The 25,867-nt window shown below is 70.9% G+C and carries 29 protein-coding genes; 13 read left to right on the top strand and 16 right to left on the bottom strand.

The window, feature by feature from the left end; translation table 11 throughout:
• Positions 1-11 precede the first annotated feature (11 nt).
• Complete coding sequence (locus LCY71_RS14960) at positions 12-998, bottom strand: D-2-hydroxyacid dehydrogenase (RefSeq protein WP_225333945.1); 987 nt, start codon at positions 996-998, stop codon at positions 12-14.
• 141 nt (positions 999-1,139) lie between these two features.
• On the opposite strand from LCY71_RS14960, the gene LCY71_RS14955 reads away from it, so the two are divergent.
• Entirely contained in the window at positions 1,140-1,859 is a 720-nt protein-coding gene (locus LCY71_RS14955) for a profilin-fold protein (RefSeq protein WP_225333944.1), read from the top strand.
• 15 nt (positions 1,860-1,874) lie between these two features.
• Here the strand turns inward: LCY71_RS14955 and LCY71_RS14950 are convergent, their stop codons facing one another.
• The 5 genes from LCY71_RS14950 to LCY71_RS14930 form a co-directional block, all read right to left on the bottom strand.
• Positions 1,875-2,630, bottom strand: coding sequence for an ABC transporter permease (locus LCY71_RS14950; RefSeq protein WP_225333943.1), 756 nt, complete (start codon positions 2,628-2,630; stop codon positions 1,875-1,877).
• Positions 2,627-3,580 carry an ABC transporter ATP-binding protein gene (locus LCY71_RS14945; RefSeq protein ID WP_225333942.1) on the bottom strand — a complete coding sequence of 318 codons (954 nt, stop codon included), beginning with the start codon at positions 3,578-3,580 and terminating at the stop codon, positions 2,627-2,629. The genes LCY71_RS14950 and LCY71_RS14945 overlap by 4 nt, the downstream gene beginning before the upstream one ends.
• A 65-nt stretch (positions 3,581-3,645) precedes the next feature.
• A complete protein-coding gene (locus LCY71_RS14940) occupies positions 3,646-3,876 on the bottom strand; it encodes a SelT/SelW/SelH family protein (RefSeq protein WP_225333941.1) in 231 nt (76 codons plus the stop codon).
• 69 nt (positions 3,877-3,945) lie between these two features.
• Entirely contained in the window at positions 3,946-4,614 is a 669-nt protein-coding gene (locus LCY71_RS14935) for a DUF7546 family protein (protein WP_225333940.1), read from the bottom strand.
• The gene (locus LCY71_RS14930; RefSeq protein ID WP_225333939.1) at positions 4,611-6,014 is read right to left on the bottom strand and encodes a heme o synthase; all 1,404 of its coding nucleotides are present in this window, start codon (positions 6,012-6,014) and stop codon (positions 4,611-4,613) included. Before LCY71_RS14930 ends, LCY71_RS14935 begins: the two co-directional genes overlap by 4 nt.
• 195 nt (positions 6,015-6,209) lie before the next feature.
• On the opposite strand from LCY71_RS14930, the gene coxB reads away from it, so the two are divergent.
• Both coxB and LCY71_RS14920 read left to right on the top strand, forming a co-directional pair.
• Complete coding sequence (coxB, locus tag LCY71_RS14925; protein ID WP_225333938.1) at positions 6,210-6,959, top strand: cytochrome c oxidase subunit II; 750 nt, start codon at positions 6,210-6,212, stop codon at positions 6,957-6,959.
• Between the two features lie 99 nt (positions 6,960-7,058).
• Positions 7,059-7,493, top strand: coding sequence for a MaoC family dehydratase (locus LCY71_RS14920; protein WP_225333937.1), 435 nt, complete (start codon positions 7,059-7,061; stop codon positions 7,491-7,493).
• Between the two features lie 10 nt (positions 7,494-7,503).
• On the opposite strand, the gene LCY71_RS14915 is transcribed toward LCY71_RS14920, so the two are convergent.
• The 4 genes from LCY71_RS14915 to btuC form a co-directional block, all read right to left on the bottom strand.
• Complete coding sequence (locus LCY71_RS14915; protein WP_225333936.1) at positions 7,504-7,767, bottom strand: helix-turn-helix domain-containing protein; 264 nt, start codon at positions 7,765-7,767, stop codon at positions 7,504-7,506.
• 128 nt (positions 7,768-7,895) lie between these two features.
• The gene (locus tag LCY71_RS14910) at positions 7,896-8,642 is read right to left on the bottom strand and encodes a CAP domain-containing protein (protein WP_225333935.1); all 747 of its coding nucleotides are present in this window, start codon (positions 8,640-8,642) and stop codon (positions 7,896-7,898) included.
• Positions 8,643-8,691: 49 nt separating this feature from the next.
• The gene (locus LCY71_RS14905; protein WP_225333934.1) at positions 8,692-9,978 is read right to left on the bottom strand and encodes an ATP-binding cassette domain-containing protein; all 1,287 of its coding nucleotides are present in this window, start codon (positions 9,976-9,978) and stop codon (positions 8,692-8,694) included.
• A complete protein-coding gene (gene btuC, locus LCY71_RS14900; RefSeq protein WP_225333933.1) occupies positions 9,975-11,066 on the bottom strand; it encodes a vitamin B12 ABC transporter permease BtuC in 1,092 nt (363 codons plus the stop codon). The genes LCY71_RS14905 and btuC overlap by 4 nt, the downstream gene beginning before the upstream one ends.
• 58 nt (positions 11,067-11,124) lie before the next feature.
• Between btuC and LCY71_RS14895 the strand changes: the two genes are divergently transcribed.
• The 4 genes from LCY71_RS14895 to LCY71_RS14880 are packed head-to-tail and all read left to right on the top strand — an operon-like array spanning position 11,125 to position 13,936.
• Positions 11,125-12,348 carry a PGF-CTERM-anchored ABC transporter substrate-binding protein gene (locus tag LCY71_RS14895; RefSeq protein ID WP_225333932.1) on the top strand — a complete coding sequence of 408 codons (1,224 nt, stop codon included), beginning with the start codon at positions 11,125-11,127 and terminating at the stop codon, positions 12,346-12,348.
• A gap of 22 nt (positions 12,349-12,370) precedes the next feature.
• Complete coding sequence (gene srp19 / locus LCY71_RS14890; protein ID WP_225333931.1) at positions 12,371-12,649, top strand: signal recognition particle subunit SRP19; 279 nt, start codon at positions 12,371-12,373, stop codon at positions 12,647-12,649.
• On the top strand, positions 12,646-12,873 hold the full coding sequence (locus LCY71_RS14885) for an H/ACA ribonucleoprotein complex subunit GAR1 (RefSeq protein ID WP_225333930.1): 228 nt from the start codon (positions 12,646-12,648) through the stop codon (positions 12,871-12,873). Before srp19 ends, LCY71_RS14885 begins: the two co-directional genes overlap by 4 nt.
• A gap of 37 nt (positions 12,874-12,910) precedes the next feature.
• The gene (locus LCY71_RS14880) at positions 12,911-13,936 is read left to right on the top strand and encodes a presenilin family intramembrane aspartyl protease PSH (RefSeq protein WP_225333929.1); all 1,026 of its coding nucleotides are present in this window, start codon (positions 12,911-12,913) and stop codon (positions 13,934-13,936) included.
• Between the two features lie 35 nt (positions 13,937-13,971).
• Here LCY71_RS14880 and LCY71_RS14875 read toward each other — a convergent pair whose 3' ends face one another.
• Together LCY71_RS14875 and LCY71_RS14870 are read right to left on the bottom strand one after the other, a co-directional pair.
• Positions 13,972-14,973 (bottom strand): ornithine cyclodeaminase family protein, encoded by a 1,002-nt coding sequence (locus tag LCY71_RS14875; protein ID WP_225333928.1) that lies wholly within the window; start codon positions 14,971-14,973, stop codon positions 13,972-13,974.
• 159 nt (positions 14,974-15,132) lie between these two features.
• Complete coding sequence (locus LCY71_RS14870; protein ID WP_225333927.1) at positions 15,133-15,351, bottom strand: DUF8015 family protein; 219 nt, start codon at positions 15,349-15,351, stop codon at positions 15,133-15,135.
• Positions 15,352-15,895: 544 nt separating this feature from the next.
• On the opposite strand from LCY71_RS14870, the gene LCY71_RS14865 reads away from it, so the two are divergent.
• Positions 15,896-16,063, top strand: a complete 168-nt coding sequence (locus LCY71_RS14865; RefSeq protein WP_225333926.1) for a DUF7331 family protein — start codon at positions 15,896-15,898, stop codon at positions 16,061-16,063.
• 183 nt (positions 16,064-16,246) lie between these two features.
• On the opposite strand, the gene LCY71_RS14860 is transcribed toward LCY71_RS14865, so the two are convergent.
• Positions 16,247-16,681 carry a DUF3054 domain-containing protein gene (locus tag LCY71_RS14860; RefSeq protein ID WP_225333925.1) on the bottom strand — a complete coding sequence of 145 codons (435 nt, stop codon included), beginning with the start codon at positions 16,679-16,681 and terminating at the stop codon, positions 16,247-16,249.
• Between the two features lie 87 nt (positions 16,682-16,768).
• Here LCY71_RS14860 and LCY71_RS14855 point away from each other — a divergent pair, with 87 nt between their 5' ends.
• The 3 genes from LCY71_RS14855 to LCY71_RS14845 all read left to right on the top strand — a co-directional run bounded on the left by LCY71_RS14855 (position 16,769) and on the right by LCY71_RS14845 (position 19,824).
• On the top strand, positions 16,769-17,317 hold the full coding sequence (locus tag LCY71_RS14855; protein ID WP_225333924.1) for a GNAT family N-acetyltransferase: 549 nt from the start codon (positions 16,769-16,771) through the stop codon (positions 17,315-17,317).
• A gap of 38 nt (positions 17,318-17,355) precedes the next feature.
• Positions 17,356-18,336: a flap endonuclease-1 gene (gene fen / locus LCY71_RS14850; protein WP_225333923.1), complete on the top strand. Its 981-nt coding sequence runs from the start codon at positions 17,356-17,358 to the stop codon at positions 18,334-18,336.
• 78 nt (positions 18,337-18,414) lie between these two features.
• Positions 18,415-19,824 (top strand): class II fumarate hydratase, encoded by a 1,410-nt coding sequence (locus LCY71_RS14845; RefSeq protein ID WP_225333922.1) that lies wholly within the window; start codon positions 18,415-18,417, stop codon positions 19,822-19,824.
• A 122-nt stretch (positions 19,825-19,946) separates the two neighbouring features.
• Here the strand turns inward: LCY71_RS14845 and LCY71_RS14840 are convergent, their stop codons facing one another.
• Entirely contained in the window at positions 19,947-20,819 is an 873-nt protein-coding gene (locus tag LCY71_RS14840) for a DUF7537 family lipoprotein (protein WP_225333921.1), read from the bottom strand.
• Positions 20,820-20,911: 92 nt separating this feature from the next.
• Between LCY71_RS14840 and gatE the strand changes: the two genes are divergently transcribed.
• Both gatE and LCY71_RS14830 read left to right on the top strand, forming a co-directional pair.
• A complete protein-coding gene (gatE, locus tag LCY71_RS14835) occupies positions 20,912-22,783 on the top strand; it encodes a Glu-tRNA(Gln) amidotransferase subunit GatE (protein WP_225333920.1) in 1,872 nt (623 codons plus the stop codon).
• Between the two features lie 136 nt (positions 22,784-22,919).
• Positions 22,920-24,422, top strand: a complete 1,503-nt coding sequence (locus LCY71_RS14830; RefSeq protein ID WP_225333919.1) for a DUF7504 family protein — start codon at positions 22,920-22,922, stop codon at positions 24,420-24,422.
• A gap of 24 nt (positions 24,423-24,446) precedes the next feature.
• On the opposite strand, the gene LCY71_RS14825 is transcribed toward LCY71_RS14830, so the two are convergent.
• The gene (locus LCY71_RS14825) at positions 24,447-25,205 is read right to left on the bottom strand and encodes an RNA methyltransferase (RefSeq protein ID WP_225333918.1); all 759 of its coding nucleotides are present in this window, start codon (positions 25,203-25,205) and stop codon (positions 24,447-24,449) included.
• On the bottom strand, positions 25,202-25,729 hold the full coding sequence (locus LCY71_RS14820) for a DUF8114 family protein (RefSeq protein ID WP_225333917.1): 528 nt from the start codon (positions 25,727-25,729) through the stop codon (positions 25,202-25,204). The genes LCY71_RS14825 and LCY71_RS14820 overlap by 4 nt, the downstream gene beginning before the upstream one ends.
• Positions 25,730-25,867 lie beyond the last annotated feature (138 nt).

The following is a 25,867-nucleotide window of genomic DNA, read 5'->3' as shown; positions in this document are numbered from 1 at the left end:
TGTGAGGGTCGCTACGTCTCCGGATCTGGCGCCCGGACGAGGTTCTCCAGGTCCTCGGGGTCGGCGCCGTCGTCGAGTCGCTCGACGTTGCCGGCGACGATGTCGGCGAGCCGCTCCCAGTGCTTCGGGCTGTGTCCGGCGTTGTGCGGCGTCACGAAGACGTTCTCGAAGTCCCACAGCGGGTGGTCGCGGGGCAGCGGCTCGGGGTCGGTCACGTCCAGCCCGGCACCGTCGATCTGGTTGTCGCGCAGCGCGCCGATCAGGGCGTCCGTGTCGACGATGGGGCCGCGGCCGACGTTGACGAGGAAGGCGTTCGGCGGGAGCGTGTCGAACTCCGCCTCGCCGATCAGCCCGCGGGTTGTGTCCGTCAGCGGCGCGGCGATCAGGAGGTAGTCCGTGTCGGCGAGCGCATCGTGGAGGTCGTCCTCGTCGAACCCGATCACCTCGTCGGCCGGACCCCCCTTCTCGGGGGTGTATCGGACGCCGACGGTGTCGACCTCGAAGGCGGAGATCCGCTGGAGGACGGCCTCGCCGATGGCGCCCATCCCGACGACGGTGACGGTGCCGCCCTGCAGCTCCTTCATCTGGAAGTGACGCCACTCGCTTCGCTCCTGGCGGTGGAGCGCCGTCCGCAGCCGCCTCGCGTGCGCGAGGACGAACCCGATCACCTGCTCGGCGATGTTCGGCGCGTGGATGCCCGAGGCGTTCGTGACGGCCACGCCGCGCTCGGCCAGTTCGTCCAGCGGGAGGTGGCCGTAGCCCGCCGCCACGCCGGCGAACAGTTCCAGGCGGTCGGCCCGCTCGACGAGGTCCAGGTCGACGCTCGTCGACGAGATGACCCGGGCGCTCTCGGCGAGGTCCCGCTCTGCCCGGGGCGTCCGCGCGCGCTCGATCCGGTGGTCGGGGAGTCGCTCCCGAAGCGCCGCCGCGTAGTCGTCGGCCGGCATCCCGTGGGTGCCCTTCCGCAGGACGAGGACGTCTACGTCGCTGTCGCTCATGGCTACCGCGTGGGTCCGTCCCACGAAAGGGTTCCGCATACCGGCAGCAATTCGGGCGCTGGATCCGACGAGGCGTCACCGCACGCGGAGCGGCGAGCGCGATGCGCGGCCGTTATGACCGTCCAGCGCCTTCCGGAACCAATGGTAGACGGGCTGGACACCGACGTCGTCGGAGCCGACGACGCGGCCGATCGCAGGGACGAGATCCTCGCGCGGGTGACCGACCACGCCGGGCGGATGGCGCGTGAACTCGCCCGCCTGCAGGGCGGCGACTACGGGACCGCCGAGTTCGACACCGACGCTGGCGAGTGGACGCTGAAGTACGAGGGCGGGGACGTCCAGTACCTCCGCTTCGAGGGACGGGGTCGGGAAATCTACGTCGTCTCGACGAAGGAACCGCCGGAGCCGGGACCGCTGGCCACTGCGCTCGACGACTACGACGCCCTCGTCGCGGCGTTCAACGAGCACGTCCGCGACGCCGAGGCCGTCCTCGCGGACCTCTCGTTCGACCCGCCCGAAGTGGCGTCCGCGGACGCGGCGGTCGAGGACCGCGAGCGACTCCTCGGCCGGGTCCGGGACTGCGCCGACGCGATGGCGGGACAACTCCGGCGCGTCGAGGGCGGCGACTACGGCGCGTACTCGGCGCGCGTGAACGGGACCCGCTGGGAGCTGAAGTGGGAGGACGGCCGGGCGTCATACCTGCGGGTCGGCGGCGAGGGCGGCATCTACCTCCTGTCGCAGTACGAGCCGCCGGCGCCGCGGGACGTCCGGGCGCACGCCGGCGACTTCGGGGCGTTCGTCCAGGCGTTCAACGCGGAGATGCGGGAGCTCTCGGACGAGATAGACGCCGTCTCGCTGTGAGGGGTCTCCCCCGCCTCAGTCCGTCCGCGGTAGCGCGACCGCGCCGACCAGCAGCGCCATCACGGCGACGGCCGCGAGGACGGCCAGGTTCGCCGCGCCCGCGCCGGCCGCGTTCTCCGTCAGCACGGCACGGACGCCGCGAGCGAAGTAGGTCAGCGGCGACAGTTCGGTCGGGAGCCATCCGGGCAGCGCCGCGGGCGGGACGAACGTCTCCGAGAGGAGAATCAGGGGCAGCGCGAGGCCGTTCGCGGCCGCGATGACGCCGTCCTGGGAGTCGGCGACGCTGCCGATGACGGCGCCGACGCCGCAGAACGCGACGACGCCGGTCGCGACGAACGCCGGGACGAACAGGACGGAAGTCGGCGAGACGACGACCTCGGCACCCGTGACCGCGACGGCGGCGACCAGCAACAGGAGGCCTGCGATTCCGATGACGGCGACGTTCACGAGCGAGTGAGCGAGGAGCCACTCGACTCGCGAGAGCGGCGTGGTCGCGAGCTTCTCGAAGCGGTTGCCCTCCCGGGACCGAGCGACCTCGCTGCCGACCCGCGAGAGCGGCGTGAACAGGACGACCACGGCGAGGTAGGCGGCGACGTTCTCCGCCGGCGTGCCGCCGAGGAACCCTCCGGCAGCACCGGTGCCGATCACCGTGCCGAAGATGACCACCAGCAGGAGCGGGAAGAAGAAGGTGAAAAAGACCGCCGTCCGGCGCCGGAGGAAGGCCTTTCGGGCGGCCGTCACCTCCGCGCTCACCCGTCCGACGCGGCTCATCGCTCGCCCCCCGCGACGACGGGTCCGCCGCGATCGACGGCCCCGATTCCGGTCCTCGCGCCGCCGTCGACGGACCGCCCCGTCAGTTCGAGGTAGGCGTCCTCCAGCGACGGCTCCGACCAGGAGAGCTCCTCGTACTCGACGCCGGCCGTCTCCAGTCGCTCGACGACGCGGCCGATTTCGCGCGGATCGACGCCGCGGACGGTGAGCGTCCCCTCCGCGACGGTCGTCGGATAGTCGAGCGCGTCGGCGGCCTCCGGGTCGAACGCGCCCGCGACCGTCAACCGGGACTCGCCGCCGTGTTCGGCCACCAGCGTCCCCGGGTCGTCGACGGCGACCAGTTCGCCGTCCGCCAGCAGGCCCACGCGGTCGGCCAGCCGCTCGGCCTCCTCCATGTAGTGCGTCGTGACCAGCACCGTCACGCCCTCGTCGGCCAGCCCCTCGATCAGGTCCCAGAGGTCGCGCCGGCCGGCCGGGTCGATGCCCGTCGTCGGCTCGTCGAGAAACAGCAGGTCCGGCTCGTTGACCAGCGCCGTCCCGACGCAGACGCGCCGGCGCTGCCCGCCCGAGAGGTCCTCGTAGTGGGTGTCGGCCGCGTCGGCCAGCCCCACGTCGTCGAGGACGCCCTCGACCGGCCGGTGCTCGTCGTACAGGCCCGCGTAGTAGTCGACCAGTTCGCGGGCGGTCAGCCGCGACGGCGGCCCGAACGACTGGGGCAGGAGGCCGATCCGCTCGCGGGCGACCTCGCGCGGCGGGCCGCCGAACAGTTCGACGCGACCCTCGGCGTCCGTCGTTCCCGTCAGCGCCCGGACGAGCGTCGTCTTGCCGGCGCCGTTGGGCCCCACCAGCGCGAACACCTCGCCCGCCGACAGCGACAGCGACACCCCCGAGAGGGCCACCGCGTCCCCGTACGCCCGGCGGAGCTCCTCGGCCACCAGTACCTCGTCCATGGACGGCTCTCCGCCCGGCGGCCCGAAAGCCGCTTCGACTCCGGGCGGCGACGGCGAACGCCGACTCAGAGCGCCGCCCGGACGTCCCGCGCGATGGCGTCGACGTCGAACTCGCCCTCGTCCTTGTCGAAGACGATCTCCTCGCCCACCAGCACGCGGAACACGCCGTGCTCGCCCATCACCAGCGCCAGTTCGTCGATCTCGTCCTCGCAGGCGGCGAGGATCGCTCGCTGGACGTCGAGCGCTCGCTCGCGGAAGCCACAGGGCACGCAGTACTCGATTTCGACGCGGGTCATGTTCGCAGGGTCGCTTCGCGGCACCAAAAGGCCCGTGGACGTCTCCCGGTCAGTCGTCGCGACGGCCAGCTACCGGAACCCGGGCCGCCAGTACAGCAGGCCGACCGTCACCGAGAAGACGACCGTCGAGAGGAGGTACGACTGGTCGTAGACGGCGGCGGCGACGGCCGTCGACCCGCCGACGAGGCCCGTGACGACGCCGGCCAGGATCGGCCACGAACAGGAGACGCACGACAGCAGGCCGACGACGCCGGTGACCGCCGAGCCCGCCGCGTCGAGCACCGTCGCGTACACCAGGTACGCCAGCGCGAGGTAGCCGACGACCTGGTAGGAGAGGACGCTCAGGCGCAGGTACGGGGTGTTCGCCAGCAGCGCGGGCGCCCACCCGGGCGGGAGCGAGAACAGCTCGAGCCGGAGCGACGAGGGCATCTCAGGGTGGCCGAGGCCCCACATGCCGCCGAAGTAGGTCAGCAGACCGAAGTACGCCACCGCGACGGCGACGCCGATCCTCCGCCGGCGCTGGCCCGCCGGCGGCACGTCGGTCCGGACGATGGCCCACAGGCCCAGGTTGATCCAGACGAACGGGACCACCACCGGCGTGAGGCCGGTGATGGTGTTCGGGCTCAGCAGCAGGTAGGCGAACACGAGCAGGAGTTCGCTGTTCAGGAGCAGCAGGCCCCACAGGAGCGTGTCCTTGCGGACCTCGAACCGGTCGATGGAGTACGTGGTCGTGTTCATAGGACGAGCGCGTCGACTACAATGGCGATCAGGAGGGCGCCGAGGTAGGCGTTCGACGCGTGGAACGCCTGGAAGGCCGCCCGCTCGGTCCGCTCGCGGTGGAGGACGACGACGGCGGCCAAGAAGACCGCGCCCAGCGTCGCCGTCGTCGCGGCGTACAGCGCGCCCAGCGGCGTCAGCGCCGCGAGGGCGCCGGCCGCCACGAGCGTCGCGCCGAGGTAGTAGCAGATGTGTTTCCGCGTCTCCGTCTCGCCGCGGACCACCGGCATCATCGGGAAGCCGCCCTTCGCGTAGTCCTCCTTGTACGCCAGCGCGAGGTTGTAGAAGTGCGCGGGCGTCCACAGGAAGATGACGCCGGCCAGCGCCAGCCCGGGGAGCTGGACGTCGCCGGTGACGGCCGCCCAGCCGATCAGCGCCGGCAGCGCGCCGGCCGCGCCCCCGATGACCGTGTTCTGGACCGTGTTCGGCTTGAGAACGAGCGTGTAGACGACGCTGTAGAACAGGATGGCCGCGAGCCCGAGCGCGGCCGCGAGGGCGTTCAGCTGCCAGAACGCGACCAGCGAGGAGAGCGCCAGCGCGACGCCGAACGCGACGGCGTTCCTGACCGGGATCTGGTGTGTCGCGACGGGGCGGTCCGAGGTCCGGTCCATCCGCTTGTCGACGTCCCGCTCCAGCACGTGGTTGAACGTCCCGGACGCGCCGATGGCGAGGACGCCACCGCCCAGCGTCAGGAGGATCGTCCGCGTCTGGAGCGCGGGGCCCGCGGCCAGCGCCATCGCCGCCGCAGCGACCAGGCAGAGCAGCCACATCAGCCGGGGCTTGGTGAGCCGGAAGTACGCGAACAGCGTCCCGACGATCCGCTCGCGCCGGGAGAGGTCGGCGACGCCGGGGACGGGGTCGTCGTCCGACTCGGCCGCCCCGTCGGCCGCGGGGTCGTCGACGAGTTCGTCGACTCCCCCGTCGTCGCTGCCCGTCTCGGCCTCCAGGTGCCAGGCCAGCGCGGCGACCAGGGAGACGAAGATGGTCATCCCGGCCGCGAGGTGCGCGCCGGGGAGGTGACCGGCGGCACCGGACGTGGCGACGAACGCGCCGAGCGCGATCTGGACCGGGTAGAGGGCGGCCGCGACCGCGAGCGTCGCGCGCACGCGCCGCGAGACGTCGCCGACGTAGGCGGCCGCTGCCGTCGCTGCGACGAGCGCGCCCGCCAGCAGCGCCGCGATCCGGTGGCCCCACGCGACGGCGAGGTCGAGGTCGCCGAGGACGGGCCCCTGGCAGGTCGGCCAGCTCGTACAGGCTCGCACGGCGTCGGCGACCGAGGCGGTGGCTCCGGCGACGACGAGCAGGTAGACGCCGATCGCAGACGCGGCGAGCAGAGTCGTGAACCGAGGCGTCCGATCCATTCGTTCCTAGCGTAGGCTTCGCGGCGTCGCACTTAGTCCTCGCGCTTCCTGCCGTCGGCCGCGCTCCGGTGCCAACGAGCGCGACCGCGGTCCGGAGCGATGCAATCCGCCCGAATCGATTCGGCTCTGCACTCGGTCGTCGCGGGAAGAAGACAGCAGCTATTTATCCCCGAGTTCCTAATCGCCGGACAAGACATGACCAGAGTGCGCGCTGGCCTCGTCGCGCTGTTCGGCGCGGTGTTGTTCGCCGTCGGCACGCAGCCCGCGGCGGCGCAGTGGGCGGGGTCCGAAACGGGACGGGCCATCTGGGACCTCAACGAGAACCTCCTCTACGCCGCGGTCCCGATCACGGTGCTCGTCGAGGGCATCCTCATCTACACCGTCCTCAAGTTCAAGGACAACGACGACCCGCTCCCGACCAAGGAGAATCGCCGGCTGGAGATTACCTGGACCGTCGCGACGGCGATCATCCTGCTGTTCGTCGGCGTCGCCTCCTACCAGGTGCTCGCCAATCCGCTGGTCTCCGCCGAGGCCTCCCAGGAGGTCCAGACCGAGGGCGAGGTCCTCGAAGTCGAGGTCGAGGCACAGCGATACAACTTCAACTTCTACTACAACGGCACGGCCGAGAACACGTCCCAGGAGGCCGGCCCAGACAACCGGGTCAGCTCCACGAACACGCTCGTACTGCCGGCGAACCGGACGATACTGCTCAGGGTCACCTCCACCGACTGGATCCACGCGTTCCACGCGCCTTCGCTCGGGCTGAAGCAGGACGCGATGCCCGGCCAGTACGAGAACATCCAGACCCGGATCACCGAGACCGGCAAGTACCAGCTCTACTGCGCCGAGTACTGCGGCACCGGCCACTCGCAGATGCTGGGCGAGATCGACGTCCGCAGCCAGGAGGAGTTCCAGAGCTGGCTGGACGAGCAGCAGTCGTCCTGACGACCGCGACGAGTTCTCTCCCCGCAGTTTCCCGCCGCCCGCCTCCGTCCGTCCCCGAGCAGTCGCCTCGCTTTTGATCGTGCCCGCCGTCGCGCCGACATGGAGTACTTCGAGGACGTGACCGTCGGCGACGCGGCGACCGTCGGCGAGTACGAGGTCACGGCGGCGGAGATCGTCGAGTTCGCCGAGGGCTACGACCCGCAGTCGATCCACACCGACGAGGAAGCGGCGGCCGATTCGCCGTTCGGCGGGCTGATCGCCAGCGGCTGGCACACGGCCGCGATGACGATGCGGCTGCTCGTCGACGACTACTACGCGGACAGGGCGGCGCTGGCCGCCACCGGGGTCGACGAACTGCGGTTCCTGGAGCCGGTCCGTCCCGGCGACACCCTCACGGCCGAAATCGAGGTCCGCGAGACGGAGCCCTGGGACGATGATCGGGGACTGGTCCGGAGCGCCGTCCGGACTACCGCCGGCGACGAGACGGTGTTGACGATGGAGCCGCTGGTGCTGTGGCGACGGGCCGGCGACTGATCGGGAGAACCTAGTTGGTAATCGGCCGCCGCTCGCCGCCGGGAGCCGCGCCGACGTCCCGCTTCCCGCGCTCGGTCAGGCGATAGAGCGGTTCCTCGGTCACGCGCTCGACGGCGCCGACCGCCGCCAGCGCGCGGCATCGCCGCCGTACGGTCTCGTTCGGGACGCCCAGTTCGTGGGCGAGTACGGGACCGTACTCCGGTCCCGACCGCGCGAGCGCCGCGAGGACGTCGTCGCCGGTGATCGTACTCCGTTCCGCGGGTTCGTCCGACATGGTTCACCAGCCTATGGGTGTTGATAACGTTTAACACTGTCGCCGCGATGGTACGTCCCCGGTCGGGGGTCACACAGGAGAGAAGACCGAGAGACCGCGGCGCGGCCGGGTGGATCGTCGTCTGCCGGCTAGCCGCAGAAGTTGACGGTCACATACGTCCGTCCGTCGTCGCGGACCGTCACGCCGACGCCGATTCGCTCGAGGCCGGGGGCGAGCAAGTGGTCGCTGTAGGCGTTCGAATCGAGCCAGCTGTCGACCACCGTCGCGGCGACGGCGCTCTCCGTCCCGTGGAACCGCTCCCGGCCGCCCGCCTCGTAGTGCCGGCCGGCGACCGTCGATCCGACCGCCTCGAAGCTCTCCCTCGGTTCCAGGAGGCCGATCTTGTCCGGCGGCGAGTACGAGCAACGGCTGTGGAGTTCGTTCGCCTTGTACCGACCTGTGGTGCCGGTCCCGTCGAGCGCGTGGGCGACCGCGTCGGTCGCGGCCATGGAGCGGCTGTGGTTCAGCGCCATGCGATCCAGTTCCCGGGCCGTCGTCCCGGAGTGGGAGAGCGGTTCGACGCCGGCCTGCTCCCGACCGTCGTTGATCCGGTGGACCACCTCGACGGCGATGCGCGTCTCGTTGAACGACCCGGCGGAAACGGTCGTCCGGACCGCCGTGGGAGTCGGTGAGGGCTCCGTCGGCGTCGGTGTCGGCGTCGCGACATCAGGGGTCGGCGTCGCGCCGCCCACCTCCGTCGCGGCGGGCGAGCCGTCGACACCCTGCCCGGCCGCGGGGTCGTCCGTCCCGCCCAGCTGGGCCGCCACCAGACCGCCGACGGCCAGCGACGAGACGAGGACGAGCGCGACGACGCCCAGGACTGCTCTGTTCACCATGATACTCGCTACAGTAGCAATTAAACACAATAATACATCCGGTCAGTGATCAGTCGTCGGCGGCCGCCCGGCGCGACTGCGCGGCGCGTCGGACCGCGTCGGCGACCTCGTCGGCAGCGACGACGGTCGACTCGGCACGGAGGCGCTCGACCCTGCGCCGACCCTCCGCTCCGGAGTGGTCGCGCTCGTCGAGCGGTCGGTCGGCGACGAGCACGAGCCGATCGGCCTCGCGGGCCAGGTCGATCCGGTCCAGGGACGGCGCCACGGCGGGGTCTGCGAGGACGGCGACGTCCGCCGCACGGACCCGTTCCCGCACGTCAGCGAGCGTCGCCTCCGGGAGCGGCGCGAACGGCGGCGCGACGTCGGCGGGAACGTCGAGCGCGCGAGCGACGCCGAGCGCGGCGTCGCCGGCCGGGAGCGGACCGACGCTGACGTCGTGGCCCGCTCCCCGGAGCCGCCCGACGACCCCGGCGCCGACGCGCCCGCCGCCGATCACGTGGACGCGGATGGACCCGTCGGCCGGGGCCGGCAGCGTGGTGACGGCCGGTGATCCCGTGAGGGGGTTCTCCGTGACCGCCGCCCGCGCGTCGAACGCCGTCTCGAGGGTCGCCGACGTGAGCACCTCTCCCGGCGGCCCGCGCGCGACGACGCCGCCGTCGTGGAGCAGGGCGAGGCGGTCGCAGTACCGCCCCGCCGCCTCCAGGTCGTGGATCGCCGCGACCGCGGCCCGGTCCTCGCCGACGAGGTCCCGGACCAGCGAGAGGGTGCGCGCGGCGTGGTTGACGTCGAGGCTGGCCGTCGGTTCGTCGAGGACGAGCGCGGGGGCGTCCTGCGCGAGCGCTCGGGCCAGGTAGACCCGCTGTCGCTCGCCGCCGCTGAGCTCGTCCACGCGGCGCTCGCGGAGGCCGTCGACCTCTGCCCGCCGGAGCGCGCGTTCGACGTGCTCGGCGGCGTTCGGGTCGCCGCCGAACCGCGAGCGATGGGGCGTCCGTCCCATGGCGACCAGGTCCTCGACGGCGAAGGCGAAGCGGACGCTCGTGTCCTGCGGGACCGTCGCGACGAGGCGGCTCGCCTCGCGCGACGAGAGGTCGTCGATCCGCCGGCCGCCGACGGAAACGCGCCCGGCGTCGGGCGTCACCGCGCCGTTGATCGTCCGCAGCAGCGTGGTCTTGCCGGCGCCGTTCGGCCCGACCAGACCGACGAACTCGCCGGGCTCGACCGACAGCGAGACGCCGTCGAGGATGTCGAGGTCGCCGAACGAGACGTCGACGCCGGCGACGTCGACGGTCGGGTCCCGACCGCCCGTGCCGTTCCTCCTCGACTCGTCACCGCTCATACCGTGTGCACCTCCCGGCGGCGTAGCAGGTACAGGAAGAACGGGGCCCCGACTGCGGCGGTGACGATGCCGACCGGCACCTCGGCGGGGCCGGCGCGGGCCAGCGTGTCCGCCGCCACGAGGAAGGTCCCGCCGGCCAGCGCGCTGGCGGGCAGGAGCACGCGGTGGTCCGGACCGACCAGCAGGCGGAGCACGTGGGGGACGACGAGGCCGACGAAGCCGATGACGCCGGCGACGGCGACGGCCGCCGCCGTGACGACGCTAGCGAGGGCGAGCAGGAGTCGCTTGGTCCGCTCGACCTCGATCCCGAGCGCGTGGGCGTCGGCCTCGCCCAGCAGGAGGACGTTCAGGTCGTGCGCGTACGCGTAGAGGACGCCCACGGTCACCACCGCCAGCGGCAGCGTCGCCTCGACCTCCGCCCACGTGCTGTTGTGGAGGTGGCCCATCAGCCAGTAGACCGCCCGCTCGAGGCTCTCGCCGGCGTTGACCAGCAGGAAGGAGACGACCGCGCCGAGGAACGTCTGGACGGCGACGCCGGCGAGCAGCAGCGTGGCGACGGGCGTCCGGCCCTCCTCGGTCGCGATCAGGTAGACGCCGAAGGCCGCGAGCAGTGCGCCGGCGAACGCGGAGGCCCGCAGCGGGAGGCCGGCCCCGACGACGATGGCGGCGACGGCCCCGACGGCCGCCCCCGACGAGACGCCGACGATAGAGGGATCGGCCAGCGGATTCCGGAAGAAGCCCTGCATGACCGTCCCGGCCGCGGCGAGGGCGAAGCCGACGACCGCCCCGAGGACGATGCGGGGCAGGCGGATCCGCCGGACGATGGTCTCGTCGGTCTCCGGCACGGCGAACTGGAAGGGGTAGGCGTAGGTGAGGTCCGGGACCGGGACGGGCACGCCGACGCCGGAGGCTCCGACGCTCTCGACGGCCACGGCGAGGCCGACCGGGATCCCGACCGCGTTCAGCGCCGCCTTCGCCACCGTCGGCAGATCGACGCCGACCGGGCCCACCGTCGCACTCGCGAGTACCGCGACCGCGAGCGTCCCGGCCAGGCCCGCGAACAGGGTGAACCGGCGGCTTCGCGACACGGTCACAACCAGACTTGGGTTAGTCAAGTACTTGTTGCACACGGTCGCAGGTCCGTGCATGCGACGGCACCTTTCGGCAGTCGCGTTCGCGTCGATACTGACAGTCGCACTGATCGCAGGGGCGATCCCAGCCGCGGCCACCGCGTCCGGCGGCACGGGCGCGTCGCTGGCGGCAGGGACCGCGGCGACTGACGTCGCGGTGACCCAGTCGAGTTGTGAGTTCCCGGTCGAAATGACGGACGCGACCGGAGAGACGGTCACCGTCGAGTCCGAACCCGAGAGCGTCGTCGCCCTCCAGCCCAGCGACGCCCAGATCGCCTACGAGATCGGGGCCGCCGAGAAGGTGGTCGGGCTGCCGAACACCTCGAACACCGACTACCTCGAGAACCGCAGCGGCCGGGTGAACGTGAAGAACGACGACGGCACGACCAACGTCGAGCGCGTGGTCGGCACCGACGCCGACCTGGTGCTGGCGGCCAACGTCACGCCCGTCGAGACGGTCCGGCAGCTCCGCCAGGCCGGCATGACGGTGTACCACTTCGACGAGGTCGACAGCATCGACGGCATCTACGCCGATATCGACGAGACCGGTCGGCTCGTCGGCGAGTGCGAGGGCGCCGCCGAGACGGTCGCGGAGACCCGCGAGCGCATCGAGCGCGTCCGCGAGGCGATCGATGGCCGCGAACGACCGTCGGTCCTGTACTACTTCTTCGACTTCACGACCGGGAACGGCACCCACGTCCACGACGTCGTCGAGACGGCCGGCGGCGAGAACGTGGCCGCCGAGGCCGGCATCGAGGGGTACCAGGAGCTGAACCGCGAAGTCGTCGCCGAAGCCGACCCCGAGTGGATCGTCTACCCCTCGGACGCCCAGCCGCCGCAGGGCGCTCCCTACAACGGGACGACCGCCGTCGAGGAGGACCAGGTCGTCGAGGTGACGGCCAACGACGTGAGCCAGCCCGGCCCGCGCGTCGCGCTGGTCGTCGAGGAACTGGCCCGGGCGTTCCACCCCGAGGCCTTCGAGAACGGCACCGCGACGCCGGCGGCGACCGAGGCCGGCGCGTCGACCGCCACCGAGACGCCGACGCCGACCGAGGCGGTGACCGCGACGCCGACAGACGCCGCAACGCCGACGGGAGAGGAGGCGGAGACGCCGGCCGACGACGGTGACGCGACGACGCCCACGCCGACCGCCGGCGACGGGCCCGGGTTCGGCGTCGCGGCGACGGCGATGGCCGTCCTCGCGGCAGTACTGGTCGCCGCCCGTCGGAAAGAGGTATAAGACGGGCGCGGTCACTTCCGGTATGGTCGAGAACGTCATCTGGCCGGCCGCGCTCGACGCGGACCTGACCCGCAACGAGGGCCGGCGCGTGTCCCTGGAGCAGGCCGTCTCCGACCCCGAGGTCGACGAGATCGCACAGGCCGTCCAGCAGGTGGGCTACGACGCAGTCATCGAGCGAGACGTGACGTATCCGCGGGAGTACGAGCCCCGCGGTCGCGTGGTCGTCCGGGGCGCCGACGACGCCTCCAAGAGCGACCTGCTGGGCGCCGTCGCGGCCTACCTGCAGGTCATCCGGGAATGAAGCGCGTGGGCGAGGTCGTCCGGACCGCTCAGGGGCTGGCCGTCGTCCGCTCGTCGGACGCCGACTACCCCGACGTCGGCAGCGAGGTCGTCACGGACGACCTGAAGACGGCCGGCTCCGTCGTCGACGTGTTCGGACCGGTAGGCCGGCCCTACGTCGCCGTCTCGCCCGCCGAGGGCGTGCGCCTGCCGACGCTGGTCGGTCGGCCGCTGTACACGCGCTAACGTAACCCTGAAACCCTCCCCCTCCGGAGGGTCGCCCATGTCACAGCGACGGCGGGCCGCCCTCGGCGTCGGAATCGTCGTGGCCATCTTCCTGTTCGTCCAGGTCGCGGCGCTGGCGCTGGTCGAGCCCTTCCAGTCGGCCGGCTACCAGCCGGTCGAGGACCCGCAGGACCCGACCAACAGCCTCGCCTACTTCGGGGCGATTCTGGTCGCGACGGCGGTGATGCTCGCGGCGTTCAAGTTCGGCGTCGACGAGTTCATCCGCCTGCTCGTGATCGGGTCCGGCGCGTGGCTCTCGCTGTACGTGTTCCAGGTGCTGCTGCCGCCGGTCGTCACCGTCGGGTCGTTCAACCTCGTCGCGGTCGCCTGCGCGGCGGCGCTCGGCGTCGCCCTGTACGTCTACCCCGAGTGGTACGTGATCGACGTGGCCGGCGCGTTCATGGGGGCCGGCGCCGCGGGGCTGTTCGGCATCTCCTTCGGCATCCTGCCGGCGATCGTGTTGCTCACAGTGCTGGCCGTCTACGACGCGATCAGCGTCTACGGCACCGAGCACATGCTGACGCTCGCCTCCGGCGTCATGGACCTGCGGGTGCCCGTGGTGCTGGTCATCCCCTTCTCCGCGTCGTACTCCTTCCTCGAGACCGACCCGTCGGCGAACACGGCGCTGGACGACGACGAGGGCGAAGAGAGTGAAGAGGGAGAAGACGCAGACGGAGACACCGCAGACGTCGACGAGGCCCATGAACCGGACGACGAGGGCTCGGAGTCGCCCCTGGACCGCGAGGCCATGTTCATCGGCCTAGGCGACGCCGTGATCCCGACGGTGCTGGTCGCCAGCGCGGCCTTCTTCGCGCCCGAGGGGATCGTCGCCGTCTTCGGCGTCCCGGTGACGGCGCTGGCGGCGATGGTCGGCACCTTCGCCGGGTTGGCCGGACTGCTGTGGATGGTGATGAAGGGCCGGGCCCACGCCGGACTGCCGCTGCTAAACGGCGGCGCCATCGGCGGCTACCTCCTGGGGGCGCTGGCCAGCGGCATGACGCTGGTCCAGGCGCTGGGGCTCTAGATCTGCCGACAACAGACGCCCGCAGGCCGTGAGCGCTACTCCATCGCGACGCTGGCCGGCGTGAACTCGATCTCCCGGCCGAGCCCCTCCTCGCGGGCGCGCTCGTAGAGCATGTGCGCGGCCGCCACCGTCTCGATGCCCGTGCCGCCACTGTCGAACAGCGTGATCTCCTCGTGGTTGGCCCGCCCGACCGCGGCGCCGGTGACGACCTCGCCGAGTTCCGCGTGGACGTGGTCGTCGCCGACGGCGCCCTCCTCGCGGGCCAGCAGGAAGGCGCCGGCGTCCTGCTCGACGCGGGCCCGGAGGTCGGGGACGTACGTCGACCGGGCGACCGTTGTCGAGTCCACCTCCCGCTTCTCCGGATGGTACTGGCCCATCGCCGTGACGTGGGTGCCCGGCTCCAGCAGGTCGCCGTCGAAGACGGGCTCGCTGGCGTTCGTCGCCGTGATCACCACGTCGGCCCCCTCCACTGCGGCGGCGGGGGAGGCCACCGCCGCGACGGTCGGGTCGAGGCGGTCGTTCATCTCGGCGGCGAAGGACTCGCGGTGTTCGGCCGTCGGGGAATACACCTCGACGCGGTCGAGGTCGCGGACCGCCGTCGTCGCGAGCAGTTGCCCGCGGGCCTGCGAGCCGCTCCCGAACAGCGCCAGGTCGGCGACGCTCCGGCGGGCGAGGGCGTCGACCCCGACTGCACCCGTCGCTCCCGTCTTGTAGGGATTCAACGACGCCCCGTCGAAGACCGCCAGCGGTTCGCCGCTGTCGGCGTCGAACAGGGGCAAGACGAAGCTAGCGTCCCGCTCGCCGAAGCCGGCGGCGTAGGTGTATCCTCCCATGGCGCCGGTCTCCGGCAGCATCGCCATGTACCCGGTTAACATCCCCGCCGGCTCGTCCGAGAAGAGCGTGGTGCGCGGCTCCGCCGGCGCGCCGTGCCCCCGCTCGCGGTACCCCTCGCGGACCGCAGCCACGTAGTCGGCCGGGTCGGCGAGGTCGGCGACCTCCTCGCTCGTCAGGAACAGCGCTGTGCCGTCGTCGCTCATGGGTGCGTCTACGCCGGGGATTCACATAAGCGTCGGCGGGAGACGGCGGAGAAAGGCCTCTGCGGCGCAGCGTGCGTCGGTCGGGAAGGCCAACGAGTCGACGAGAGAGCGGAGAGAACAGAGCGGAGAAATCGGGGGTAGAGAAGGTAAACAGCCGGGTCAGTCGGCCATCTGCGTCGACTCGGTCCTGGCGCTCTCCTGCGATCGGGCGTCGACCGGCGTCCGAACGAACATTGCGTGACCGATCAGGCCGACAGCGACGACTGAGGCCAGCGGGATCGCTGTCGTCCACTCGAGTCCCAGGGACCAGAGAGCGGCGGAGATGCCTGCGAGAGCGAGCGGGATCAGGCCGAGGACGGCGTCGTAGTAACCGGTCATGCGTACTTGTAATAACGGGGTACGGGTACATAAATGTTCCCCGTAATTACCACGTAAGGTTGCGTGTAGGCACGTCGTATTCGACGCAGTGTATAGATAGATTATTCTCGTAACTTATGAATGGCTACAGTCCGGATTTCCGGCGCGCGCGCCGGCGAGGAGCGGATTCAGACGAGCGATCTCGACGCCAGTGGGCCGACGACGCGCCACTCGCGGCGACAGGGGTTCGGTCAGCCCCGAAGACGCGGCCGGTGCCCCTCCGACGAGGAGGCCGGGCCGCGGAAGGGTGGACGGAAGCGGATCGGGCCGACCGTAACACTCCATTAACGTCGCGCTCGTATCGGTACGCGGACGAGGACGCCGCTGCGACGTCGCTCGGTACTCCTTCCCGAACAGAATAATCTCACACGTGATAACGTATAGAACCGTATTTACTGGCAACTAACGTGAAATTACAACCAGTGATAACTGGATGGGAGGGCTTATGAGCCCCCATCTGTTACCGGCGAGCGGAGGGACAGACGTCCTGCTCCCCCGGATACACATGAGTACGCACGCCACGGACGACGTGAACCAGGGCACCACCGACGAGGAGGGTCGGCGCTACGCCGAACTCAACATCGGCGACGAGGAGTTCGTGATCTACGACCGCGAGAACCACGACGCGTGGATCCAGTCGACGGTGTCCCTCGGAGCCGGCGAGCTACGCTGATCTGACGCAGCGGAGCGACGTCGAGCCCTCCATGGCACTCAGGGCATGGCATCGTCGTTCCCCTGACTGGTCCCCTCCCCTCGCACTCTTCGCCGGCCGACTACCCGACAGCTCTATAGTAGCAATTGAACGCACTGACACACTCGAGGGGAACCCCAGGTGCCCCTCGATGTGTAAGTAGTTTCAATTGCTACTATAGAGGCGACTGCTGGCCACCGCCAGCAGGACTCGCCAGCCGATCAGAAGACCGCCGCCGACTGCGATCGAGACGAGCGCGAACGTCAGCGCCGCGTTCCCCGGGAAGAAGGGGGTCGCCCGCAGCGCCTGCGCGACCACTACGGCGAGAATCCAGGCCGGCAGCGTCCACGACGCGGCGCGCACCGGCGGCTGCAGTGCGTCCCGCGTGTAGAGGCTCCCGACCAGCGACGCGACGACCCAGCCGATCAGAAACGGCGCCAGCGTTCCGACGACGCGTTCGGGGTTCGCGAGCGGGCCGACCTCGTGCGACAGCTGTCCGAGGACGACGAACAGCGTGATCGCCCCGACGTCGCCCACGGCGAGGGCGGCGGTCAGAGGCGATGCGTCGATCCGGCCGCGCAGCGACGAGACGGTGCTCATGGGGGAGACTGTGGCCGGCTCCGACTTGGGTGTCCCGCTCTCGGTCGACGGGGTATATCCTTGGTCCTGGCGCGCGCATCTCCGGGCATGGAACTGTCCCTGCTCGGGTGGCCCTCGGACGGGCCGACGCTCGACCTCGATCACCGCGAGTTCGCCTACGCGGGAAAGTTCGTCATGTCCTCGACCGGCAAGGCCGTCGCGCGCGAGGACGGCGAGGTGATCGGCGCGGTCGCGTTCAACGAGGACCGCACCGACACCGACCGACTCTGGCTGCGGTACGTGACGGTCCGGCAGGACCGCCGCGGCGAGGGGATCGGACCCGAACTCCTCGCGTTCGCTCTCGGCCGCGCGCGCGAGCGGGGCTACGAACGGGTCCGGATCGCCGTCAACAACCCCTTTGCCTACGAGGCCTGCTACCGCGCCGGCTTCGGCTTCACGGGAAAGACGACGGGCGTCGCCGAACTCGTCCTGGAGTGGCCGAGCGACCGCGACCCCGAGCGATACCGGGCGGGCCTGGACCGGTTCCGCGAGCGGGACCTCTCGGACGCGGAGGAGACGTTCCTGGAGCGGACGGACGGGGTGCCACCCGGCGTCGCTGACGCGCCGGACGCCGACGAACGATCGGAACAGTCGTAGCGGGGGATTCAAGCCGGAATCTCCCCTATCCGCCGTCGATGGGAAACTCGGACCTGCGGTCGCTGGCGGCCATCGAGGACGTCGCCTTCGAGGACCTCGGCGGGAGCGTGGTCGCCGTCGACGCGCACAACTGGCTGTACCGCTACCTGACGACGACAGTCCGGTTCACGCGCGACGGCGCCTACACCACCGCCGACGGGACCGAGGTGGCCAACCTCGTCGGCGTCGTCCAGGGCCTTCCGAAGTTCTTCGAGCACGACCTGACGCCCGTCTTCGTCTTCGACGGCTCCGTGACCGACCTGAAGGCGGAGGAGGTCGAGCAGCGCCGCGAAGAGCGGAAGCAGCGCGAGGAGGAGCTCGAGGCCGCGCGGGAGGAGGGAGACGACGTCGCCGTCGCCCGCCTCGACTCCCAGACTCAGCGGCTCACCGACACGATTCTGACGACGACCCGTGAAGTGCTCGAACTGCTCGACGTCCCCGTGATCGACGCGCCCGCGGAGGGAGAGGCGCAGGCCGCGTACATGGCCCGGCAGGACGACGTCGACTACGTGGGGACGGAGGACTACGACGCGCTCCTGCTGGGCGCGCCGCTGACGCTCCGCCAGCTCACCAGCAGCGGCGACCCCGAGCTCATGGACTTCCAGGCGACGCTGGAGCGCCACGACGTCACCTGGGAGCAACTCGTCGACGCCGCGATCCTGATGGGCACCGACTTCAACGAGGGCATCTCGGGCATCGGCCCGAAGACGGCGATCAAGCTCGTCCGCGAGCACGGCGACCTCTGGAGGGCGCTGGAGGCCCGCGGCGAGCACGTCGACCACGGCGACCGCATCAGGAACCTCTTTCTCGACCCCGCAGTCACCGACGACTACGCGTTCGACCGCGACGTCGACCCGGACCTCGACGCGGCCCGGGCGTACGTCACCGACGAGTGGGAGGTCGCTGCCGACGAGGTCGAGACGGCCTTCGGCCGCATCGAGGACTCCGTCGCGCAGACGGGCCTCGACCGGTGGACCTGACGGTCCGGAACCGCGTCGCCGGCGGTGGCAGGACGGAACCGCCGGGTTTTACGCGCGTGCGGCCGACCCCCACACTGTATGACCGACGACGAGTTCCGCACGGAGCAGGACAGCCTCGGCGAGATGCAGGTGCCGGCGGACGCCTACTGGGGCGCCCAGACCCAGCGCGCCGTCGAGAACTTCCCCATCTCGGACGTCACCTTCGGGCGCCGGTTCGTCCGCGCGCTCGGCATCGTGAAGAAGGCCGCCGCGCTGGCTAACAGCGACCTCGAGACGGTCCCCGACGACAAGGTGGAGGCCATCGTCGAGGCCGCCGACGAGGTCATCGCCGGCGAGCACGACGACCAGTTCCCCGTCGACGTGTTCCAGACCGGCAGCGGGACCTCCTCGAACATGAACGCCAACGAGGTCATCGCCAACCGCGCCACGGAGATCTACGGCGGCGAGATCGGTACCCGCGAGATCCACCCTAACGACCACGTCAACTTCGGCCAGTCCAGCAACGACGTGATCCCGACGGCGATGCACGTCGCCTCCCTCGAAGCGGTCGAGAACGACGTCCTCCCCGCGCTGGAGACGCTGCGGGCCGCCCTCGAAGAGAAGGAAGCGGAGTTCGACGACGTCGTCAAGACCGGTCGCACCCACCTCCAGGACGCCACGCCGATCCGCCTCGGCCAGGAGTTCTCGGGCTACCGCGCCCAGATCGAGAAGGGCATCGAGCGCCTCGAGAACACCACCGACCACCTCGCCGAGCTCGCGCTCGGCGGGACCGCCGTCGGGACGGGCCTGAACACCCACCCCGAGTTCCCGGAGAAGGCGGCCGAGTACATCAGCGACGAGACGGGTATCGAGTTCCGCGAGGCCGACAACCACTTCGAGGCCCAGGCCGCCCACGACGCCATGGGCGAGGCCCACGGCGCCCTCGAGACGGTGGCCGGCTCGCTCAACAAGATCGCAAACGACCTGCGCCTGCTGGCCTCCGGCCCGCGAAACGGCCTCGGCGAGGTCGACCAGCCCGAGAACCAGCCGGGCTCCTCGATCATGCCCGGCAAGATCAACCCGGTCGTCGCTGAGGCCGTCAACCAGGTCCACAAGCAAGTCGTCGGCAACGACGCCGCCGTGTCGGCCGGCGCCGCCGAGGGCCAGATCGACCTCAACCTCTACAAGCCCGTCCTCGCGTCGAACTTCCTGCAGTCCGCGCGCCTGATCGCCAACGGCAGCGAGGCCTTCGCCGAGAAGTTCGTCGCCAAGCTGGAGGCCGACCGCGAGCACTGCGAGAATCAGGTCGAACAGTCCATGGCGCTGGCGACCGCGCTCAACCCCGCCATCGGCTACGACAAGGCCAGCAAGGTCGCCAAGCAGGCCCTCGCAGAGGACAAGACGGTCAAGGAAGTCGTCGTCGAGGAGGGGTACCTCTCCGAAGAGGAGGCCGACGAGGTGCTGGATCCGGCTGCGATGACCGAGCGGGTTATTCTCGGTGACGACTAGCCAGCGAGGCGTTTCGTCGCCGAGCACTAGACGTCACCGAGAACCGCGAGGGGACGAGTAGTCAGTGAGCGCCGCGGTAGCGTGCGCGAACCGGACTCTCTCCGAGAACCGTGAGGTGACGACTAGCCAGCGAAGCGTCTGTCGGAACCGTCCGTGACGCCGTCGCCGAGCGTCGCGTTCGGCCCGTCTTCGCCGTCGGAATCGATCGACGCTCGGGCATCGCTGACCCACTCGGGTCGCTCGACCGTCGTCTCTCCGACGTCGGCGTACTCGAACCGGCGGAACGCCCGCCGCTGCTGTTCGGGATCGACGTAGGAGACCGACAGCGATCGGACGAACCCGTCGGGACGGATCAGGGCCGTGACGGTGTAGTTCTCGACCGGTTCGCCCGTCACCAGCTGGTCCCGGGCCTTCTCGACTTCGTAGTAGCGCTGGCCGTCTCGCCTGATCGCGGTCACGTCGGCGTCCTCGAGGGCGAGGTGGCGTCTGATCGGCTCGGTCGCCAGCGAGACGAATCGGTTCGGGGTCGCACCGCTGATGGGCCGATAGGTCACGCCGCTTTCGGCGCCGGTGGTGTACCGGACGTATCCGACGCCGTCGTCGGCGTACTCGCTGTAGTTGGCCAGGAAGCGCAGGCGGCCGTCGATGCGGGCCAGGCGGCGATCGGTCCAGTAGTGATAGCTGTGCGGCCCCTCGACGCTGAGGGTCCGCTGCAGGCTGGTCGGGGCCGTCCGGTTCGCCCGCGTACTGGTGGTCCCGCGTGCGCTCCGGAAGGCGTAGGACTCGTTCTCGACCGCCCGCGCGTGAGCGCGGGCCAGGCGTCCGGCGTCGATCGAGCCGTCGGCTGCGACCCCGGTCGCTACGAGCCCCCCGCCGTCGCCCTGTTCGGGGACCGGCGCCGGCGTGAGCGTGGGCGTCTCCCGGTCGGGGCCCGCCAGCCCGCCGCAGCCGGCGGTGACGGCGACCAGCGCGAGTACCAGGGGACGCACGTCCATGCGCGGCAGGACGGTCCGAGACGGCAAAAATCCGGGGCGCGTCCGCGGCCGAACGGTGCGTTTTTTGCGTCAGGCGCTCCGAGCGGGAACCAATGAGTGAGGACTACGACTACGAGGACCTCGGTCTCGTGGCCGGGCTGGAGATCCACCAGCAACTGGACACCGAGACCAAGCTGTTCTGCGAGTGTCCGACGAAGCTGCGCGAGCCCGAGGAGGCCGTCCGGACCTTCACCCGCTATCTCCATCCGACCAAGAGCGAACTCGGCGAGATCGACGACGCCGCACTGGAGGAGAGCCGCGTCGACCGCGAGTTCGAGTACCTAGCCTACGACACCACCTGCCTCGTCGAGGAGGACGACGAGCCGCCCCACCGCGTGGATCGGGAGGCCATGGACACGTCGCTGGAGATCGCCCAGCTGCTGGACATGACCGTCGTCGACGAGGCCCACGTCATGCGGAAGATCGTCGTCGACGGCTCGAACACGACGGGCTTCCAGCGGACCATCCTCGTCGCCAACGAGGGCGTCATCGAGACCGAGGAGGGGCCGGTCGGCATCGAGGACATGATGCTGGAGGAGGAGTCGGCCCAGCGCGTCGAGGAGACCGACAGCGGCGTCCGCTATTCTCTGGATCGCCTCGGCATTCCGCTGGTCGAGATCGGGACCAAGCCCGACATCCGCTCGCCAGAGCAGGCCCGCGAGGCCGCCGAGCGGATCGGCATGCTGCTGCGCTCGACTGGCAAGGTCAAGCGCGGCCTCGGCACCATCCGTCAGGACGTCAACGTCTCCATCGCCGAGGGCGCCCGGATCGAACTGAAGGGCGTCCAGAGCCTGGAGGACATCGACGACATCGTCCGCAACGAGGTCGGCCGCCAGGTCGAGCTGCTCGACATCGCAGACGAACTCCGGTCCCGCGAGGCAAGCGTCGGCGAACCGCGGGACGTCACCGAGGTCTTCGAGGGTACCGACTCGGGCGTCATCTCCGGCGCGCTGTCCTCGGGGGGAGAGGTTCACGCCGTTCCGCTGTACGGCTTCGACGGCCTCGTCGGCCGCGAGGTCCAGCCCGACCGCCGCCTCGGGACGGAGTTCTCGGACCACGCCAAGCGCCACGGCGCCGGCGGCATCTTCCACACCGACGAGCTACCGGCCTACGGCGTGACAGAGGACGAGGTCGAATCCCTGCGCGACGCCGTCGGGGCCGGCCCCGAGGACGCCGTCGCCATCGTCGCGGACGACCCCGAGACCGCCGACCTGGCCATCGACGCCGTCGCGGAGCGCGCGGCGACCGCCATCGAGGGCGTCCCCGAGGAGACCCGCGACGCCGAGCAGGACGGCACCTCCCGCTACCTCCGGCCGCTACCCGGCGCGGCACGGATGTACCCCGAGACGGACGCGCCGCCGGTCCAGCCCGACCCCACCGAGGTCGACACGCCCGAACTGCTGACCGAGAAGGTCGACCGCTACCAGGACGAGCACGGCCTCGACGCGGGGCTGGCCGAGCAGGTCGCCTACGGCGAGTACATGCCGCTGTTCGAGGACGTCGTCGCCGACGGCGTCGACGCGACGTTGGCCGCGGGCACGCTGGAGTCGACGCTGACCGAACTGCGCCGCGACGGCGTGCCCGTGGAGAACCTCACCGACGAGCACCTGGCCGACTCCCTACACCTCGTCGAGGACGGCGAGGTCCCCCGCGAGGGCCTGGAGGACCTCCTGCGGGCGCTCGCCGACGACCCCTCGCTCACCGCCGAGGAGGCCGTCGAAGAAGAGGATCTGGGCGGCGTCGACGAGAGCGAGGTCCGCGAGGCCGTCGCCGGCGTCGTCGAGCGCAACGTCGACCAGGTCGAAGAAGAGGGCATGGGCGCCTTCTCCGCGCTGATGGGCGAGTGTATGGGCGCGCTACGCGGCAAGGCCGACGGCGACGTCGTCAGCGACGTGCTCCGCGAGGAGATTCAGAAGCGAGCGTAGGGTGCGAGGCCGAACAGGGTGAGGCCTCGGAACGGGCGAGCGGGGAGCGTAGCGACCCGCGAGCCGCGAGAGCGGCTCTCTCGCGGCCACCCCGCTGACCGTTGGCTTTGTATGGCGCAATCCCCAACCGGTGGCCATGTTCGACACCGGGGGGCTGTTGCCCGTCGACGAAGTTCCCGCCGGGACGACGCTGCTCGTCGCCGGCCCGCCGATGGCCGGCAAGCGCAGCCTCGCGCTCGGATTGCTCGCGGCCGGTGCAGACCCCGCGGACGCGACCGTCCTCGTCTCGACCGACAGCAGCTCCGCAGCCGTCCGGGTCGAGTACGAGCACGCCGTCGACGGGCCGGCGCCGTCGATCGGCGTTGTCGACTGCGCCGGCGACGTCTACGAGAGTGACGAGGGCGACGAAAACGCCACGACCCGACGGGTGGCCTCTCCGGCCGACCTCGGGGCGGTCGGCACGGCGACGACGGAACTGCTGGACGAGCTCGACAGCGGTGGGACCGCCCGCGTCGGGTTGTTCTCGCTGACGACGCTGTCGGTGCGATCCGGCGGCGAGGCCCCCGTGAGGTTCGTCCACGCGCTGGCCCGCGCCGTCGACGAGCGCGACGGGCTGGCGGTGCTGACCGCCCACTCGGACACGCTCGAACGCCGCCAGATCGAGCGCCTGCGGGCGTTCGTCGACGGGACGCTGCTCGTCCGGGAGGGGGCCGGCGGAATCGAGACCCGTCTAGAGGGACTGGGCGCGCCCGACGAGTGGTACGAGCTGTCGGTCCCGGCGCGGGTCCGCGCCGACGTCACGCCGCCAGACCCGGACGCGCCGGCGACGCCGACCGCGGCGCCCGTGCCCTCCGGCTCCGGCGTCGACTTCGATTCCTTCGCGGCGCTGATCGACCGCGTCGACGGCGACCGGCCGACGCTGACCGTCGTCAACCGCCAGAGCGCGGACGAGCGCCTCGAACGGATCCGTCGCTTCTTCGCCGATCTGGACGTCGACGTCCGCGAGACGGCGACGGGCACGGAGCGACCGCGGGACGTCGCGCTGCTGCACCGCGGCCCGAGCATGATCGCCGCCTCGTCGCTGTCGGAACTGGCGGGCGGCATCGCCGCGGCGACGGCCGAGGACGACCCCTTCGAGCAGCGCAGCGGGCCGGACGTCCTGAAGGCGCTGGACGAGCGCGTGTTCGGCGCCCGCGGCGTCGGCCGGCAGCTACTGATCGACGCCAGCACCGCCATCGAGATGACGGCCTGGCAGACCGGCGGCGGGACGCTCATGGCGGGCTTCCAGGAGCTGTCACGCTACTGGGAGAGCCCGCGCTCCCGCCGGGTGATCCGACGGGTCGCCGAGAGCGGCGTCGAGGTCAACGTCTACGGCGCTCCCGACGTCGTTCCCGATCCCGACCACGAGAACGTGACCGTCCGCCCCGACGCCTCCGCGGAGATCGGCGAGACCTGGTTCCTCGCGTACGACGGCGACGGGCGGACCGACCGCACAGGCGCGCTCGTCGTCCGCGAGACCCGGCCCGAGGAGTACCACGGCTTCTGGACCTACGAACCGTCGCTCGCGACGGACGTGTTCGCCTACGTCGGCGAGACCTACGGCGTCACTGACGGAACCGGGCAGCACGCCACACCGTGAGTCCTGATCGCCGAAAAACGCGGACTAGTCCTCTCGGTCGAGCTTCTGGCCGGCCCGCCGGAGGAGCCCACGCAGGGTCGTGACCTCGCGGCCAGTCGGGTACGCGCGGCCGAGCAGCCGGCGGAACATCCGTCGGGCCTTCGCGCGCTTCTCCTCGGGGTGGTCGACGGCAGCGAGGTAGTCGTCGAACTGCTCGTGCAGGCCCTCGACCTCCCTCGGGGTCGCCCGGTCGCTGATCTCGGGGAGCTGGGTCTCGTCGACGCCCAGCGCCCGGAGCTCGTAGAGGACGACTGTGGCGGCCTGCCCGAGGTTGAGCACGGGGTAGTCGGCGCTGGCGGGGATCGAGCAGATCCGGTCGAGGCGGGCGAGTTCGTCGTTGGTCAGGCCGACGCGCTCGCGGCCGAAGACGACGGCCACGTCGGTTCCGCTGTCCCCTCCGTCGGCACCGGTTGCCCCGTCGCCGACCACCGCGGACAGCTCGTCGGCCAGTTCGGCCGGGGTGACGAAGGGGTAGCGGACGTGGTTGCTCCCGTCCTCGTTGGTGACGGCCGTGCAGCCGACGGTGTGGTAGTTCTCGGTGAGGTGGTCGAAAGTGACTTCGCGGGCGTTCGGGAGGACGTCCTCCCGCGCCTGGCCGGCGAAGCCGTAGGCCTCGCCCTCGGGGTCCAGTCCCGGCGGGTCGACGAGCAGGAGGTCGGAGAACCCGAAGTTCTTCATCGAGCGGGCGATGGTGCCCACGTTGCCGGGCGTCTCGGCGTCGACGACGGCCACGGCGACGGTCATACGTCGAGGTCGTCGAGGTCGACGTCCAGCGCGTCGAGGTCCTCGTCGTCCACCCGCTCGAGTTCCTCCTCGAGGCCGGGCATTGCCTCGCTCGGGTCGGGCGCTTCGGGGACGTCCTCGGGGTCGCGGTCGACGTGCTCGACGCCGCCGTACCCCTCGGGAGCGCGGCCGCCGTCGAGGAACCACTCGTGGAAGGCGTCGCCCAGGTCCGGCGTGCCGATCAGGTCGTCGTCGGCGACCTCGCGGAACCAGTAGACGAAGTCCGGTTCGTGCTCCCGGCAGAGCACCACCTCGCCGCGGGGCTCTCCGTAGATGACCTCGGCCGGCCGGCACTGCGCGACGTTCGCCTCGCCGTGGATCAGCCAGCAGGCGTCGCAGGGGTCGGTGATCCGCTCGGTCAGCCGCAGGACGCGGCGCTTGGTGTCTTCGCTCATCGTCCCGAGCGGCCGGATCCGCCCGTCGTCGTCGAACACCTCCTCCTCGTCGAAGCGCCACCCCCGGAGTCCGATGCTGACCTTGCCCATGCCCGGCGGTTAGCCGGGGTCCGTGAAAAGCGGCGCGATCAGCCGTCCGTGGCCGCGGTCGTCTCCGTCGTCCCGCGCGAGGCCGACACACGGGCGCGGCGAGGAACCACTCGTGACAGGTGGTGGATTTATTCTCCG

It is taken from the genome of Halomicrobium urmianum, assembly GCF_020217425.1.
GTDB classification, from domain to species: Archaea; Halobacteriota; Halobacteria; order Halobacteriales; family Haloarculaceae; genus Halomicrobium; species Halomicrobium urmianum.
Note: the sequence above shows the minus strand (reverse complement) of the source record. Positions and strands in the feature narration are given on the sequence as shown.